The 15,266-nt window shown below is 29.6% G+C and carries 16 protein-coding genes; 3 read left to right on the top strand and 13 right to left on the bottom strand.

The window, feature by feature from the left end; genetic code table 11:
• Position 1: 1 nt before the first annotated feature.
• On the top strand, positions 2 to 1,198 hold the full coding sequence (locus BGS40_RS01250) for a hypothetical protein (protein WP_087704729.1): 1,197 nt from the start codon (positions 2 to 4) through the stop codon (positions 1,196 to 1,198).
• Here BGS40_RS01250 and BGS40_RS01245 read toward each other — a convergent pair.
• From BGS40_RS01245 to BGS40_RS01230, 4 genes are all read right to left on the bottom strand, one after another.
• Positions 1,195 to 2,097, bottom strand: a complete 903-nt coding sequence (locus BGS40_RS01245; protein WP_044779044.1) for a radical SAM protein — start codon at positions 2,095 to 2,097, stop codon at positions 1,195 to 1,197. The two genes, BGS40_RS01250 and BGS40_RS01245, sit on opposite strands and share 4 nt — an antisense overlap.
• Positions 2,094 to 3,116, bottom strand: coding sequence for a uroporphyrinogen decarboxylase (gene hemE / locus BGS40_RS01240; protein ID WP_087704730.1), 1,023 nt, complete (start codon positions 3,114 to 3,116; stop codon positions 2,094 to 2,096). Before hemE ends, BGS40_RS01245 begins: the two co-directional genes overlap by 4 nt.
• 183 nt (positions 3,117 to 3,299) lie before the next feature.
• Positions 3,300 to 3,620, bottom strand: a complete 321-nt coding sequence (gene ciaC, locus BGS40_RS01235) for an invasion antigen CiaC (protein ID WP_002860457.1) — start codon at positions 3,618 to 3,620, stop codon at positions 3,300 to 3,302.
• A gap of 55 nt (positions 3,621 to 3,675) precedes the next feature.
• Positions 3,676 to 4,875: an MFS transporter gene (locus BGS40_RS01230; RefSeq protein ID WP_096738247.1), complete on the bottom strand. Its 1,200-nt coding sequence runs from the start codon at positions 4,873 to 4,875 to the stop codon at positions 3,676 to 3,678.
• 112 nt (positions 4,876 to 4,987) lie between these two features.
• On the opposite strand from BGS40_RS01230, the gene BGS40_RS01225 reads away from it, so the two are divergent.
• The gene (locus BGS40_RS01225) at positions 4,988 to 5,590 is read left to right on the top strand and encodes a hypothetical protein (protein WP_052794870.1); all 603 of its coding nucleotides are present in this window, start codon (positions 4,988 to 4,990) and stop codon (positions 5,588 to 5,590) included.
• Here BGS40_RS01225 and pdxA read toward each other — a convergent pair.
• A complete protein-coding gene (gene pdxA / locus BGS40_RS01220; protein ID WP_087704731.1) occupies positions 5,580 to 6,674 on the bottom strand; it encodes a 4-hydroxythreonine-4-phosphate dehydrogenase in 1,095 nt (364 codons plus the stop codon). The two genes, BGS40_RS01225 and pdxA, sit on opposite strands and share 11 nt — an antisense overlap.
• A complete protein-coding gene (locus BGS40_RS01215; protein WP_057095931.1) occupies positions 6,671 to 7,444 on the bottom strand; it encodes a pyridoxine 5'-phosphate synthase in 774 nt (257 codons plus the stop codon). The genes pdxA and BGS40_RS01215 overlap by 4 nt, the downstream gene beginning before the upstream one ends.
• Before the next feature lie 55 nt (positions 7,445 to 7,499).
• Here BGS40_RS01215 and BGS40_RS01210 point away from each other — a divergent pair, with 55 nt between their 5' ends.
• Positions 7,500 to 8,474, top strand: coding sequence for a Ppx/GppA phosphatase family protein (locus BGS40_RS01210; protein ID WP_087704732.1), 975 nt, complete (start codon positions 7,500 to 7,502; stop codon positions 8,472 to 8,474).
• Here BGS40_RS01210 and BGS40_RS01205 read toward each other — a convergent pair.
• From BGS40_RS01205 to BGS40_RS01175, 7 genes are read right to left on the bottom strand one after another with little or no spacing between them, the layout of a single operon-like run.
• Positions 8,471 to 9,421: an SAM-dependent methyltransferase gene (locus tag BGS40_RS01205; protein ID WP_096738246.1), complete on the bottom strand. Its 951-nt coding sequence runs from the start codon at positions 9,419 to 9,421 to the stop codon at positions 8,471 to 8,473. The genes BGS40_RS01210 and BGS40_RS01205 overlap by 4 nt on opposite strands.
• Positions 9,418 to 10,239, bottom strand: a complete 822-nt coding sequence (locus BGS40_RS01200) for a M23 family metallopeptidase (RefSeq protein WP_087691880.1) — start codon at positions 10,237 to 10,239, stop codon at positions 9,418 to 9,420. Before BGS40_RS01200 ends, BGS40_RS01205 begins: the two co-directional genes overlap by 4 nt.
• Positions 10,236 to 12,230 (bottom strand): glycine--tRNA ligase subunit beta, encoded by a 1,995-nt coding sequence (glyS, locus tag BGS40_RS01195; protein WP_087704734.1) that lies wholly within the window; start codon positions 12,228 to 12,230, stop codon positions 10,236 to 10,238. Before glyS ends, BGS40_RS01200 begins: the two co-directional genes overlap by 4 nt.
• Positions 12,231 to 12,285: 55 nt before the next feature.
• A complete protein-coding gene (locus tag BGS40_RS01190) occupies positions 12,286 to 12,906 on the bottom strand; it encodes an HAD family hydrolase (RefSeq protein ID WP_052793725.1) in 621 nt (206 codons plus the stop codon).
• On the bottom strand, positions 12,903 to 13,235 hold the full coding sequence (locus tag BGS40_RS01185) for a hypothetical protein (RefSeq protein ID WP_002867367.1): 333 nt from the start codon (positions 13,233 to 13,235) through the stop codon (positions 12,903 to 12,905). The genes BGS40_RS01190 and BGS40_RS01185 overlap by 4 nt, the downstream gene beginning before the upstream one ends.
• 9 nt (positions 13,236 to 13,244) lie before the next feature.
• A complete protein-coding gene (locus BGS40_RS01180; protein ID WP_087704735.1) occupies positions 13,245 to 14,870 on the bottom strand; it encodes a cation:proton antiporter in 1,626 nt (541 codons plus the stop codon).
• Positions 14,871 to 14,876: 6 nt separating this feature from the next.
• Positions 14,877 to 15,251 carry a heat shock protein transcriptional repressor HspR gene (locus BGS40_RS01175; protein WP_044780097.1) on the bottom strand — a complete coding sequence of 125 codons (375 nt, stop codon included), beginning with the start codon at positions 15,249 to 15,251 and terminating at the stop codon, positions 14,877 to 14,879.
• Between the last annotated feature and the right edge of the window lie 15 nt (positions 15,252 to 15,266).

The following is a 15,266-nucleotide window of genomic DNA, read 5'->3' as shown; positions in this document are numbered from 1 at the left end:
TTTGATATTAGCAGGGATAATTTTTATTTTTAATCTAATTTTAGCGTATTTAAGTGTTGATATCTCAAAGCTTGATAGTGTTACTGAACAACTGAAAATAGGTATGTTTTCTAGCATTTTTGTTTTATCTTTAACACTTTTTATTTTTGCTTTTAGGCAAAATAGAAATATAAACAAAATATATCAAAAAATTTTTTGCATGCAAAATGATTTTTTAAATTTTCAAAAAAAGATTGATGTTGATAGTGCACTTGATTTGTTAAAGGAAAAATTTGAAACTACGAGCCAAAATTTAACTAAAATATCCCATGAAAAAGATAGATATTTGCATTTATTGGAAGAAAATTTATATCAGCTTGGAAATATATCCAATGCAATGCGTTGCTTAAATGAAGGGTATAATAAAGAAATTAATTCTTTAATTTTAAATGCCTTAAATTCTCAAAAAGATCAAATTAGATTAGAATTAAATGAGGCTTTAGAGCATCATAAAAGCATTATAGGAACATCTCATGGAAAGGTTTTACAATTTGAAGCAAGTGTGGCCATAGTTAATAATGATGAGCTTGAGAATTTTTTACTTGCAAATTTACTTTCGTATTTTGGCATAGAAAGCACTTGTTTTAAAAATTTAAGTTTTGATGTTAATGACTTTCATTTGATTTTTATCAAGGATAAAATTTTCAATGAAAATGTAAAGAAAAACTATGATTTTATAGTGATGGGTCGGCATAAAAATACACATTATGAGTATTTTTTAACTTTACCTTTTGAAAAAAAAGATCTTGAAAATATTTTGCAAAACAAGCTTGATAAGGTTTGCGCTTTAAAATTTAAAACCCCTTATCAAAATAATGTATTGCTTTTTAAACAAAATGATTTTGATGCAACCTTGTTTTTTAATATAATAGAAAAACAATGTGATAAAAATATATGTATAAATTCTTTTAGTCAATTAAAACAAGAATTAAGCAAGGAGACTTATCGTTTGATTTTACTTGATTATGAATTAATTAAATTTGATCTTGAGCAAATGAGAAATTTGCTAAGTGCTTATAAAAAACAGCATCCGCAAAGCCATATCATCTTTTTTTCAAAGGAAAAAGTTAGGGATTTTGATTGTGTGAGTGAAGTTTTAAGTGATGTAAGTAGAAATGATCTTATAATTTTACTTAGAAAGTATTTGCCAAAGGCTTAAACTTTATAAAATTTAACTCCAGCTAAATCGAGAATTTTTACCTTTTTTTCTTTGATAAGTTGATTTAAGAGAGTTTTGGATTGTTCATCAAATTTCACTTCAATGTCTATTTCGCTTTGTGAGCGTAAATGAAGCATTTTTAATAATTCTTCTTCATTGAAGCTTAGTTTTTCACCTTCATAATGCCTTTTGGCTAAGAGTACGGGAGTAGAATCTATAAGTTTAGAAAGTTCTAAAAGTTTTTCTTCGCTTACTTTTTTAACAGCATAAGCAGGAGGTCTATCTATGGTGCTTAGATCAACTCTTAAGGGCATGATTTTTTTTAAAGCTTGATTGAGCGCTTTAAATTCTTCTTCGTTATCGTTAAGATCTTTAACAACTAGAATTTCCATAATCAAATCTCCATTAAACCTAGCCCTAAAATCTGCCATTTTTTCTATCATTTTTTCTAAATCAATGTTTTTTAAAGCTCTATCAATACGATAAAAAGTTTTAGCAACTGCACTATCTAGGCTAAATTTGACCACATCTAGTTTTAGCAAAGCATTAAATTTGTCTTCATCTAATACAGCTGTACCATTGCTTAAAATAAGCAATTTTTTATCTTTAGCAATGCTACGTAAAGATAAAATAAGCTCATTTAAATAAGGATAAAGACTAGGCTCTCCGTTGGCAGTAAGGGTAAGAAAATCAAATTCAACATTTTTTTCAAGCATAGCTTTAACTTCAGAGATAATTTTGTCTATGCTGATAATTTCATCTTGTTTTTCTTGGGCTTTTTTTGGATCAAGCTCGCAATAAACACAATCAAAATTGCATTGTTTCTTGCTAGGGCTTAAATCTATACCCAAAGATCTTCCAAAACGCCTTGAGCTAACAGGACCAAAGAGTATTTTCATTTAGCTGAACTTTCTTGTACAAGCTTGATAAAATATTTTGCATTTTCAACAGGAATATCAGGCAAGATTCCATGTCCTAAGTTGAAAATATGAGCTTTATTTTGCATGGTTTTTAGTATTTTTCCGACTCCTTCTTTGATGGCATTTTTATCATAAAGTCTACAAGGTTCCATGTTGCCTTGAAGAGTGTATTTGTGCGATAGTTTATCACGTGCTAAATCAAGCGGAGTGCTCCAATCAACTCCAAAAACATCAAAATTACCATCGATTCTATCCAAATAACCGCTAATGCCTTTAGGGAATAAAATTACAGGTATATTTGGGTATTTGCTTTTAATAAAATTTGAAATTTCAAGCATATAATTAAAAGAGAATTTAAAAAACTTATCATATTCTAAAGCACTTGCCCAGCTATCAAAAATTTGTATAGCATTGGCACCTGCTTTAATTTGCTCTTCTAAATAAAGTTTTAAAACTTGAGTTAGTTTATTTAGAATTTTATGTAAAAGTTCTGGGTTTTGATAAAGCATTTTTTTACACTTTGCATAATTTTTACTTCCACTTCCTTCTACCATATAGGTAGCTATAGTCCAAGGGCTTCCGCAAAATCCTATTAAAGCCTTATTTTGAGATAATTTTTCTCTAGTAAGCTTTAAGGCATCATAGACATAATTTAATTTTTTATGCGCATTTTGATCGTCAAGTTTTTCTAAGTCTTCTAGGGTTGAAATAGGATTATCAAAAACAGGCCCTTCTCCTTTTTCAAAACGTAAATTCATACCCATTTCGAGAGGAACAACTAAAATATCTGAAAAAATGATTGCTGCATCTACATCTAAAATATCAATAGGCTGTAAAGAAACTTCAGAAGCTTTTTTATAGTCTTTGCATAAAGAGAGAAAATCACCCGCTTGTTTTCTTACTTCCATATATTCTGGCAAATATCTTCCTGCTTGACGCATCATCCAAATAGGGGTGTAGGGTGTAGGTTTTTTAAAGCAAGCATCGATAAAAATCATTATTTTCCTTTGTTTTTAGCAAAATTATAACAGAATTTGATAAATTAAATTGGTCAATTTTTCTATATTTTCTTCATATAGAGGAAATAATAAATTTTTTCATTTTATCCAGAGTTATTAGAAATTTTACGAGAATTATTGGAATTCTCGTTTATGTAGTTTGAGTTTTGATTGATTTGTATATTAAGCCTTTGTATTGTTTGTGGCATTTCCTGCGTCAATTGTAGCAAAAAGCTTATTTAGCAAAGTCTCCTCATTTTTTTTGTATTGATCTTCTCTCATTTTTTGCCAAGCATAAGATCTAAAATCTTCTCTAACAGCACCAAGATCAATATCTTCGTTAGTAAATTTGCTTGAGTTTGTTTTTTTATCTTCCTTTTCTTCTTTGTTTTTTACTTCATTTAATGTGGCTTGAAATTCATCTGCCGAAGTATTTTTTTCTTTAACTTTAGTTGTGGTGCTAAAGATAGCATTTGATGTTTTTTGAGTATTATCTACTACCATTTTCTCCTCCTTTATTTAACTTTACATTAAATAAGCAAGCAATTTCTATTCCAATTTATACCTTTGTAAAACTTTTTCTTTGAAATTTTTTATAATTTAATTTATCTTTGGCAAAAAGCAAGGCAAAAATCAAAGCAGGGCTTACAAAAAGTGCTGAAAATAAAGCATTAAATTCTATACCCAATCTTGCTAAAACAATCCCACCTAAAAAACTTGCTAAAGCTATGCCTACATTAAAAGCTGCTTCATTCACACTTACTGTACTGTCTATGACTTTATAAGTATGGCGTTTAGCTTTGGTAATGCTAAGCATTTTTAGTGCAGGTATGGTTGAAAAGGCAAAAAATCCTATCAAAGCTACGCTAAAAATGATTAAAATTTTAGAATGCATGGTGAGAAATACACTTAAAAATACTAGAACTTGTATGCTTAAAATAAGACGCAAAGAAAAAATAGCACCTTTTTTATCTACTATTTTTCCGCCCCATAAATTCCCACAAATTGCACAAATTCCATATAAAAGCAAGATATAAGCTGTATCTTGGACTTTAAAACCGCTTATTTCTACAAGTATTTTTTGCAAATAAGTATAAAGAACAAATTGAGCCCCACAACTACAAATGGTTATAGTATAAGTTTTTAACAAATTTTGATGAGAAAAAGCAGGGATTAGATTTTTAAGACTGGTTGGGCTAGGATGTAAATTTTTGGGCATCATATGCCATACTCCAAAAAATGCTAGGCTTGTAATGATAAAAATGAGTAAAAAGATAAATTTAAAGCCAAAATAATGCCCTATAAAAGTTCCAAGCGGCACTCCAGTAACTAAGGCTACAGTAAGCCCTGTGACCATTATAGCTAGAGCACTTGATTTTTTATCATCTGGAGTTATAGTACTTACAGCTAAGGTGGCAATGACAAAAAATACCCCATGTTGTGTTCCTGCTATAAAGCGTGCAAAGGCAGTAAGATAGAAATTTTGGCTAAAAAAGATGATGAAATTTGCTAAAGCAAAAATTCCAAGATTGATTAAAAGTTGTGTATGTCTATGAAAACGACTTAAAGGTATGGTGATAAGAGGAGCACCTATAACAACACCTATAGCATATAAGGTTGTAAGATAGCCCGCGGTTTTTGCATCTACGCTAAAATACGCTTCAACATCAACCAAAACTCCTGCCATAACAAATTCAGTTACGCCCATACAAAAAGCACTAAGAGCTAGTGCAAAAAGAGCTTTTTTGTAATTTTGCATTTTAAGTTCCTTGTAAAAAATAAAAACGCATTATAATAAAATAAAGGCTTAATTTCCTTAAAAAATTCAAAATATTTTTGTTAAAATAAAATAAAAATTTTAAAGGTAAATAATGAAAAAAATTATTTTATTGCTTGGTTTAAGTTTGGCGAGTTTAGGGGCTTTGAGTTTTGATGAGCTTATTTATAAAGATGAAGTAAAACCTAGTTTTGATTGCTCTAAAATCAAATATGATGGCAAAAGTGATGATGAGCTTATGATATGCAATAAAATTGGTGTGCGTAATGAATTTGAAAATAAAAAACTTGCTTTAGTAGATAACATCTATAGTAGTTTATATCAAAATATTTCAAAAAAAGCAGATAAAAAGATGAAAAAAGATTTTAAAGCCATTTCAAAAAAGATGCTTAAAGAAAGAAAAATTTGTATAAAAAATATGCAAAATACAAAAGCAGGGGAAAATCCTATTTTATCTTTACTCAATGCAAGTGATTGCATGCAAGAAGCTTATATTAAGGCTTTATTAGAACTTATGCAAAGAGCAAAAAAAGATACAAAGACTAAAGAAGTTTTAGAGCAAATTTTTAAAAATAAAGTTGACAAATATGAAAATTTACTCACTCAAAGTTTAAATACCAATAAAGATTTGCAAGATTTGATAGACAGCTTAGCTAAAGAAGATTTGATTGATTCTAGGGCTAAATTTAAGCTTTAGAATTTAAATTGATTGCAAATTTAGCCGCTTCAAAATAACTTTTAGTGTTGATTTTAGCATTTTTATAGGCCTTATCAAAGGCCGTGCCATGATCAACGCTAACGCGTATGATAGGTAAATTTAAACTTACATTGATGCTTTTATCAAAATACAAGGCCTTTAAAGGAGCAAGGGCAAGATCGTGATACATAGCCACTAAACGATTGCAGTTTTTTAAACCAGCCTTAGTAAAAGCTGTATCAGCTACTAAAGGATAGGGTAGATAAACGCCATTGCCTTTAAAATTTAAAAGCAATTCTTTTTGTAAATTTCCATCTTTTAAGGCTTTTTTGAAAAATTTTTCATCTTTTTTAGAGTATAAAAAGGCATTAACAAAGGCTATAGCTTTTTCCATGATCTTTTCTTCTTCTCCACCTATAACTCCATAATCTCCAGCGTGAGGATTAAAACCTAAAAGCCCCATTTTTTTAAAATGCGTTTCTTTGTAAAAATCTTTTAAAAAGATACTTAAATTTTTAAAAGTGATTTTTTTACTCACTTTAGCTAAAGGTATATGTTCGCTAAAAAGCCCTACAAAAAGTTCTTTGCAACCTAACATCATAATGGCATTTTTTTTAAAAAAATCCCTTAAAGCATCGGTGTGTCCTTTGTATTTAAGTCCTGCATCTTCCCAAGCTTTTTTGTGTATAGGTAGGGTAAGCAAGGCATGGGCGTGTTTTTCATAGACAAAATAACTTGCCGCCTTAAAACTTAAAAAACTATAAAGCCCACTTTTTGTATCTATTTCTCCGGCTTTGATTTCAAAATTTTCATCCACTTTAAAGTCTAAAGGAAGGTAGAAAGAGTAAATTTCAAGAGAATTTTCTTTTTTTACAAAATTAAACTCATAGTCTTTTCCATCTTTAAAGGCTACGATTTTTGCATTAAAAAGTTTTAAATTTAAAAGTTTTGAAGCTTTATCAAGCAAGCTTTCGTGGATAAAATAAAAAGGTGTGCAGATTTTGCTTAGTTCTTCATGAGAACGCACTAAAATTTCAAGTCCTATGCCGTTTATATCGCCTATACTAATGGCTAGTTTTTTCATCTTTTAATAAGTTCTTTCATTTCCAAAATAGCGTTTTGAAGTCCTGTAAATACAGATCTTGCTACAATGCTTTGTCCTATATTTAGCTCGCAAATTTCTTTAATTTTTACTACGGGTTTTACATTTTTGTAATTTAAACCATGTCCCGCGGCTACTTTTAAGCCAAGTTCTAGGCCTTTTTTGGCACAGAGTTCTAAATTTTGTAATTCTTTTTCAAATTGAGCTTGCAAGGTTTTTTTATCTTGATTGAGTTCTTTTAAGGCAAAAGCAGTATGAGAGATATTACTAAAAAGTGCGTTGTGCAAATTCGCATAATGTCCTGTATGAAGCTCTATGAATTGGGCTTTTAAAATTTTTGATTTTTCTATATCTTCTAAACTAGGATTAATAAAAAGTGAAACTTCAATGTTTGCATTTTGAAGTTTTTCTATGCTTTGTTTTAATTTAGCATGATTTAAACAAAGCCCCCCTTCTGTAGTAAGCTCTTCTCTTTTTTCAGGCACTAAAGTAACGCGGTGGGGTTTGAGTTTAAGAGCTAAATTTAAAATTTCATCATTTAAAGCACATTCTAAATTGACAGGACTTTTGCAAAATTTTATAATATTTTCCAAGTCAAAATCCTGAGCATGACGGCGATCTTCTCTTACATGCAAAGTGATTTGATCTCCGTGTCTAGCTACTATAAAAGCAGCTTCTAAAAGATCAGGATCATTTACCATTCTAGCTTGTCTTAACACTGCAATATGATCGATATTTACACCTAAAAGCATATTTTTCCTTTAGAACTTTTTTGCTATTATACTATAAAATCAAATAAGGAAAGTCATGTTAGGTATAGATCTTGGTTCAAATACTTTAAGAGCAGTACAAATGGATGAAAAATTAAATAAATTAAAAGAATATGAATTTGTTATTGGGGCAGCGAAAAATCTAAATCAAAGTGGAGAAATTTCTAAAGAAGCCATACAAAGATTAAAAAATACTTTGAGTATTTTAGCTAAAGAGCAAGATTTAAGCAAAGCGAGAGCTGTAGCGACTGCAGCTTTTAGAAAGGCAAGCAATACAAATGAAATTTTTGCCCATTTAAAAGAAGAATTTGGGATTGATTTTAAGCTTATAGATGCTAAAAGTGAAGCTAAGATCAGTGTTTTAGGTATGCAATCAGGTTTAAGAAGGCTTAAAATTTGGGGAGAGTTTGCATATTGTGATTTAGGAGGGGCTTCTTGTGAGCTTTCTTTTGGAAAAAGTTTTAAAAGTTTTGATTTTGGTATTATTAGTTTTTATGAAAAAAATTACCATTCTTATTATAAATCTTGTATTTCTTATAAAAAATTAATAAAAAAATATCCTAAATTTATCATAAATATTAAAGATAAAAAACTTAAAATTCATTTTTTAATTGCAAATCCCTATTTAAAGCATTTAGCTTTTAGGGCTTTTGATGAGGTGGCTATGATTAAAAAGGAACTTCGTTCTTTAGGAGTTAAAAAGGTGGTTTTAAATTCCGGAGTTCCTACTACACTTAGCGCATTAAAACAAAATATAAGCTATGAAAAGTATGAAGCAAGTAGAGTAAATGGTAAAAAACTTTACCATAAGGATTTTTTAAATTATGCTATTAAACTTTTTCATATGGAAGAAAAAAAGGCTATAAAAGAAGTAGGCGCGATGAGAAAAAATTATTTGAGTGCAGGTTGTTTGCTGTTTTATGCTTTGTTTGATAAACATAAACTTCTAGTCATTGATGAGGGTTTAAGGGAGGGGGTTTGTTTAGCGAGTATGAAAAATATAAAATTTTAGTTTTTTTGAAATTCGAAAAAATGAAATTTTTCATCAAAATTAAAAAATAAAATTTTAGCTTGAGATAAAAAACTTTCGTAAGTTTTAATGTTTTTATTTTTTGTGTATTCCAATAAATCTTCAAAACCAAAATTCATTAAAGCAAGACTTTGTTTTTTAAAAGCTAAAGGTTTAAAATCATATTCTTTGATGAGTTTTTGAAGATGAGTAAAATTGACATTATAAGTTAGATCGCTTTTGCCGAAAAAATCTTTTAAAGATACTTCAAAAGGGCTAAAAACTTCGTGCTTTTGATAGATTCTTAAGCTAAAACTTTGTGGATTTAAAGTTCCATAGTCAAATCCCGCAAATATAAATCTCTCACAAGTTTGGTTTAAATCTTTAAAAAAATTTTCAAGCTCTAAACTGAGTTCACCTTTTTTAAGATTTAAAGCTTTGCATTTTGTGATTAAATTTTCATCCATATTTTTAAAAATAAGTTTAAAATTTTCTACAAATGCCATTTTATCATGATCTATAAGTTCGCAAGCAAAACTATCAAAAAGTTCATTGCAAAAGAAAAAAGCGTTCTTAAAATGGCATTCTTTAAGACTATTTTTGTGAGTAAATTCCACTCCTTCTAAAGTCTTTTTTTGTAAAGTTCTTAATTTTTCATGCGGTTCTATGACGAAAAAAGAAATTTGAGAAAAAATTTCAGGTCTTAATTCAAGCAAAGTGGTTAAAAAATCACGACTTAAATATCCTTCATTAGCGCCTATTTCTACAAGTTCTAAAGGGAGTTGTAAAATTTTTTTATCTATTAAATTTAAAAAATGCTTGGCTAAAAGTGTGCCAAAAAGATTTCCTACGCTTACAGCAGTAAAAAAATCTCCGTTTTTTCCTATACTTACAGCATTTTTATAATAGCTTTCATGGAGCCAAGCATGGAAAAAGTCACTAAATTTCATTGAAAAATAGCATTAAATTTGGATACAAAATCCAAAGGATCAACTTGTTTGCCTCCAGCTAAAATTCCAAAATGCAAATGCGGCCCACTTACCCTACCTGTAGCCCCACTAAGTCCTATAAGTTCACCTTTTTTTATCTTTTGTCCTACTTTAACATCGATTTTAGAAAGATGATAGTATTGTGAATAAATTCCAAAACCATGATCAATGACTACTGAATTTCCTGCGAAATAACGATCTTTTGCAATTTTTACTACACCTGAATTGGCTGCATAAATAGGTGTTCCTGTGGCAGCTCTAAAGTCCGTTCCGCTATGATAACTTGCTACTTTTTCATTAAAAGTTCTTGCTTTGCCAAAATCACTTGTGATAAAAGAATTTAAAGGTATATTAAAAGCACCGTTAAATAAAGCTTTTGGAGTATAAGAACTATAAATCGCATTGGCTTCTTTTAATTCTTTAGTGATGCGTTCTTGTATGGTTTTTGGTGGAAAAATCTTTTTGTTTTCAACTTGCAATTTTTCACTTTTATAATTACCTTCTAAAGTTTTTATGAAAATTTCTTCTTTTTTATCTTTATAAAATACGATAAGTTTTGTATTTTGCGGGGGATTTTTGTAAGGTAAGGAAAAAATAGCTAGAACTTTTTCTTGATTTTTAGGATGTGTAAAAGTGGGAATATTTTTACCATTATTTTTTAAAGATAAAAAATCTTTCTTATCTAGCTCCAAAAATAAAGCTTGACCTTTGATGAGTTCTAAATTTTGAGCTCCAAAAAGCCAAAGAGTAAGGCTTAAAAAAAGCCATAAGGCTTTCATAGGCTTAACTCTTTAAGATCGGCGATTTTTAAAAACTCCGCATAAATTTCATAAACCAAAGCTTGGCGATTATTTTTAAGTTTTTCATCTTCAGCATTAATCATCACTTGATTAAAAAACTCATCAATAAAAGGCTTAAGTGTAAAAAGATTTTCAAGTTTTTCTTGTAAAGAGTTGGCTTTAGTTTTTTCTTGAAAAGCTTTGTAAAGTTTACTTTCTGCTTCTTGAACAAAAAGACTTTCATCAACTTTATGAGGATTTTTAGTGGCGATATTGGCTAGTCTTTTAAAGGTTGCAAAATTTTCATTAAAATTATCTTTTTTGCTAAGTTTTATAAGAGCATTTACGCTTTGATTGATATGGATAAGATCTGTATTTTGTGAGCTTAAAACCGCTTTTACAAAAGAAGCATTGACTGTATAAAAAGTATAAAGTCTTTCAAAAATAAAATCTTTTAAAATTTGCATATCAAAGCTTTTATAATGATTTGAAAGTTTTTCTAATAAAATTTGGATATCAAATTCTTTATTTAAATTTAAAGCAATTTTAATGATCCCATTGGCAGCTCTTCTTAAGGCATAAGGATCCTTTGTTCCGCTTGGAATTTTTCCTATGCTAAAAAGTCCTATAAGGGTATCAAGCTTGTTTGCAAGGGCTACTATGCTTGAAAATTCTGTACTTGGAAGTGGAGCTTGTTCGGAATTAGGAAGATATTGTTCTTTGATGGCTAAGCAAATTTGATAATCTAAGCCCATTTTTTGCGCATAATAACTTCCCATAATGCCTTGCAAATCAGTAAATTCATAAACCATTTGTGTGGCTAAGTCTGCTTTGGCGTATTTTAGTGCTGTGCTGATATTTTCGATTTTATCATTATGGAGCATTTGACATAAAATTTCAGCAATTTTAATCTCTCTTAAACTTTTATCTTGCATTGTGCCTAAACCTTCAAGATAGGTCATTTTGGCAAGTTTTTCAGGTTTTAAGCCATTTTGTAAATCATTTTGATAAAAAAACATTGCATCGCTAAGTCTTGCACGCAAAACTCTTTCATTTCCATGTATGATTTTTGAATAATCCTTACATACTGCATTACTTACTACTATAAAATGATTACTTAAACCTTTATCGTTAAAAACTGCAAAATAACGTTGATTTTCTCTCATTGAAGTGATGATTACTTCGCTAGGAATTTCTAAAAATTCTTCTTCAAAACTTCCTAAAAGTGCATTAGGATATTCTGTGATAGCAACTACTTCAGCTAAAAGCTCTTCATCTTCTCCAATTTGTATATTTTTTTGACTTTCTATGAGTTTAAATTGCTCAAGTATTTTTTCCTTTCTTTTGATTGGATCAAGGATGATATAGTTTTTTTCTAGTAGTTCAAAATATTCTTTTGCATTGTTAAAATCTTGCAAATCATAACTTACGCTTCTGTGAATGAAAGTTTTTTTAGTACTTTTTACTCCATAGCTTTGAAAATTAACAAGTTCATCATTTAAAATGCAAGCTATAGAACGGATCGCACGGATGAATTCAAAAGAATTTGCACCCCAGCGCATACTTTTGCCAAAACTAAGACTTTTTAGAAATTTTTCTACCATTTCTCCTAAAATTTCTTGACTTTGCAAACCTTTAATAGCTTTTTGATGGTACAAAACTTCCTTGCCTTTGATTTCTTTAAAAGAGAGTTCATTTTCACTGATCCTTGCTTTTTGTAGGAAGCTTTGTCCCGCAGGAGTTAAAACTCCATCTTTATAAGCAACATTTTTAGGTGCTCCTATAAATTCAGCAAAGCTATCTTCTTGTTTGTCTGCAAAATTTTCATGAAAAAAAACTAAACGACGCGGAGTATAATAAAATTTAAAATCACTTACCAAGCGGTATTCTTCTAAAACATTGTTCCATTTTTTTTCTATATTAGCTAATTCTTTTAGCAAAGGAATAGCAGGTAATTCTTCTGTACCAATTTCTATTAATAATTCACTCATAATTTACTCTTTTTAAAATTTATTTCTAATTTTAACTAAAATTTCATTAAAAAACTTATAAATACTTTTGCAAAAAGCCTTTAAGTTCACTAGCGTTGCTAAATTCATTTTCTTTTAAATTTTTTTGATACCATTTGGCATGAAAATAAGGCAAATTAGCATTTTTAGCACATTCTTTATCTTTTTGACTATCTCCTATAAAAACGCTTGTTTTATATGGAGCCTCGCTTTTTAAAAGCTCTAGCATCATAGGATGAGGTTTGGGTTCTATGCCCAAGTTTACGCCTAAAATTTTATCAAAATAAGGAATGATATCGTGTTTTTTAAGTATGTTTGAAAGTGAGCTTTGTGGGGCGTTAGTAGCAATAGCTAAAAAACAATTTTTGCTTTTTAAAAATTCTAAAAGTTCTTTTACTCCTTCAAAAAGCACCACGCTTTGTTCATAGTGCTTGACAAAATATTTTTCATAGCCTTCTTTAAAACTAGAATGATGGAAATTTTCTATATTGTAAAGTTCTTTTGCCCAGTCAATATTGGGAGTATTGATGGTTTGCATAATGATTTCTCTTGAAAGTGGGGCTAGATTTAAATCCTGTCTTATTTCATTGACTGCACAAGAAATGGCATTTGCACTATCGATTAAAGTTCCATCCATATCAAAAAATACATTAATCATTCATAATCCTTTAAATAATTTTTATGTTTTTCTTTTTTCTCACCTTGTTTTTTTTGCTTATCTAAAGCATTGGCAAGATTTAAAAGCTCGTTTTTTTCTTTGGAAAAATCTAAACAAGCATTGACAAAAAATTCAAGATTTTTTGCATAGGTTGAGTTAAGATTTACCGCGGGATTTTTTTCAAAAAATTTAGCATTTTTTAACATTCTTTCTTCAAATTTAGTTTTATCAAAATCTTCTTTTTTAAGTGCAGATATAGCGCCATTGAAAAATTTTTCAAGATTTCTTAGGTATTTTACGCGTAAGGCTTTTTCTTCATTTTTTGTCAAAATTCTTCCTTAGGTATTTTTGTGAATGCGGCATTCTAGCGCTTCTTGAACTAAATTTCTAGCGATTACTTTTTCAGAGCGAATGATGCGTATATTTTCATCTATGCTAGAAAAAAGCATCTTTTTTAAAGTTCCATTTACATGAATGATGGTGTCTATAGGTTTTGGATAATTAGCTAGCACTTGACATAAAATTTCAAGTTTAGCTTCATTTGTAACTGTGATAATAGCTACGGCACATTCTTCTATATTGGCAATTTTTAAGGTTTCTTCTTGAGCAGCATTGGCAAAAACGACATTTTCACCTCGACTAACTCCAAGTTCTACTAAATTTAAATCACTTTCTAAAACAAGATAAGGTACGCCTGTGTTTTTGATTTTTTGTACGACTTCTTGTCCTAAGCGTCCGTAGCCAAAAACAACAAGATGATTTTTAAGCTTGATATTATTGTCAATATTTTGCACAGCGTTGGTATTAAGTGCTATATCTTCTACAACATTGGTAATTTTTCTTATATTGTTTAAAATAAAAGGCGTGATAATCATGGTTAAAATAGAAACAACAATTAAAATTTGTGAAGTTTTAATATCAAGCATATTTTTTGCTTGTAAAAGAGAAAAAATTGCTAGGGCGAATTCGCCAATTTGCGCTATGGCAAAAGCTGTTTTAAGCGCTACTCTTTTTTTGGTGTAAAGAAATAAAAAGCCAAAAACTATGCCAAATTTTAAAGCCATTACAAGAAGGGTTAAAACTATGATTAAAAACCAATTTTGTGCCACTACATCAAGTTGAATTTGCATGCCTACAGTTATGAAAAAAAGCCCTAAAAGCAAATCTCTAAATGGGATTAAGTCCGCTTCTATTTTGTGTTTATATTTTGTTTCTGCTATCAAAGCACCTGCTATAAAAGCACCCAAAGAATAAGAAAATCCAAAATAATTTGCTAAAAAACTTGCTCCAATAACCATAAATAAAACAGTACTAATAAAAATTTCCTGAGAAGAAGTGTGGATAATGAGTCTAAAAATTCTATCCACTAGATATTTACCTATGAAAAATAATAAAGTGATTAAAATAAGTGCTGAAATTAAAGTGGTAAAAAGGAGTTTTTCTATGTTTTGATTGTTGGATGAAAAAATATCTACAAGCAAAAGCAAAGGAATAACGGCTATATCCTGAAAAAGCAAAATTCCCAATGCTTTTCTACCATATTGCTCATTGATATCGCCATTATCATTTAAAATTTTAAGCACCACTGCGGTTGAAGAAAGCGCTAGTGCAAAGCCTACTATAGTAGCGCTTTTATCTCCAAGTCCTAAAATTCCTATAGCAAGTAACATAAAAACAAAGCCACAAGTAAGCATCTGCAAAGAGCCGTTTAAAAAAACTTCTTGTTTCATTGCCATTAAATGCTTAAAAGAAAATTCAAGCCCTATGGTAAACATTAAAAATACTATACCAAATTCGGCTATATGGGTGATTTCGCCTTTGCCACTTAAATGATAAATTTCAGAAATGATTTCTCCAGCAGCTATATATCCAATGATAGTTGGAATTTCAAATTTTTTAAATATGACATTTAAAACTATAGCTATGGCAACGGTGATTAAAAAAATTTCTAAAAAATTATCCATTATTTTTTATTTTTTCTCATAAAAAATCAAATCAAAGCTATTTTTATGCTTGACAACGGCTTTACTAGTCGCTTCTTTATCTTGTTGTTTGCTTAATTCTAAGCGTAGTTCATCAATTAAATTTTCAAATTCGTGAAGTTGGTTTTTCAATTTTAAGATAACATCTACTCCAGCAAGATTGATTCCCATGTCTCTTGTTAAACGTAATATAAGTTTAATACGGTCAATATCCCTTTGAGAATAAAGTCTTATTTTGCCATCGGTTCTACTTGGCTCTATCAATCCTTCTCTTTCGTATTGCCTTAAGGTTTGTGGATGTATGCTTAAAACTTTAGCCACAACACTGATTAAATATACAGGTTCATCATAATGGTGTTCCATGTTTTATTCCTTTCT

It is taken from the genome of Campylobacter sp. 107 (genome assembly GCF_002383835.1).
GTDB lineage: Bacteria > Campylobacterota > Campylobacteria > Campylobacterales > Campylobacteraceae > Campylobacter_D > Campylobacter_D jejuni.
The sequence above is the reverse complement of the archived record's forward strand: the minus strand, read 5'-3'. Positions and strand labels throughout refer to the sequence as shown.

What these genes read in the sequence shown, in the direction of transcription:
- BGS40_RS01245 (WP_044779044.1), bottom strand. Translation starts at nt 2,097, where the DNA reads ATGAAAATACTCTTTGGTCCTGTTAGCTCAAGGCGTTTTGGAAGATCT.
- hemE (WP_087704730.1), bottom strand. Translation starts at nt 3,116, where the DNA reads ATGATTTTTATCGATGCTTGCTTTAAAAAACCTACACCCTACACCCCT.
- ciaC (WP_002860457.1), bottom strand. Translation starts at nt 3,620, where the DNA reads ATGGTAGTAGATAATACTCAAAAAACATCAAATGCTATCTTTAGCACC.
- BGS40_RS01230 (WP_096738247.1), bottom strand. Translation starts at nt 4,875, where the DNA reads ATGCAAAATTACAAAAAAGCTCTTTTTGCACTAGCTCTTAGTGCTTTT.
- BGS40_RS01225 (WP_052794870.1), top strand. Translation starts at nt 4,988, where the DNA reads ATGAAAAAAATTATTTTATTGCTTGGTTTAAGTTTGGCGAGTTTAGGG.
- pdxA (WP_087704731.1), bottom strand. Translation starts at nt 6,674, where the DNA reads ATGAAAAAACTAGCCATTAGTATAGGCGATATAAACGGCATAGGACTT.
- BGS40_RS01215 (WP_057095931.1), bottom strand. Translation starts at nt 7,444, where the DNA reads ATGCTTTTAGGTGTAAATATCGATCATATTGCAGTGTTAAGACAAGCT.
- BGS40_RS01210 (WP_087704732.1), top strand. Translation starts at nt 7,500, where the DNA reads ATGTTAGGTATAGATCTTGGTTCAAATACTTTAAGAGCAGTACAAATG.
- BGS40_RS01205 (WP_096738246.1), bottom strand. Translation starts at nt 9,421, where the DNA reads ATGAAATTTAGTGACTTTTTCCATGCTTGGCTCCATGAAAGCTATTAT.
- BGS40_RS01200 (WP_087691880.1), bottom strand. Translation starts at nt 10,239, where the DNA reads ATGAAAGCCTTATGGCTTTTTTTAAGCCTTACTCTTTGGCTTTTTGGA.
- glyS (WP_087704734.1), bottom strand. Translation starts at nt 12,230, where the DNA reads ATGAGTGAATTATTAATAGAAATTGGTACAGAAGAATTACCTGCTATT.
- BGS40_RS01190 (WP_052793725.1), bottom strand. Translation starts at nt 12,906, where the DNA reads ATGATTAATGTATTTTTTGATATGGATGGAACTTTAATCGATAGTGCA.
- BGS40_RS01180 (WP_087704735.1), bottom strand. Translation starts at nt 14,870, where the DNA reads ATGGATAATTTTTTAGAAATTTTTTTAATCACCGTTGCCATAGCTATA.
- BGS40_RS01175 (WP_044780097.1), bottom strand. Translation starts at nt 15,251, where the DNA reads ATGGAACACCATTATGATGAACCTGTATATTTAATCAGTGTTGTGGCT.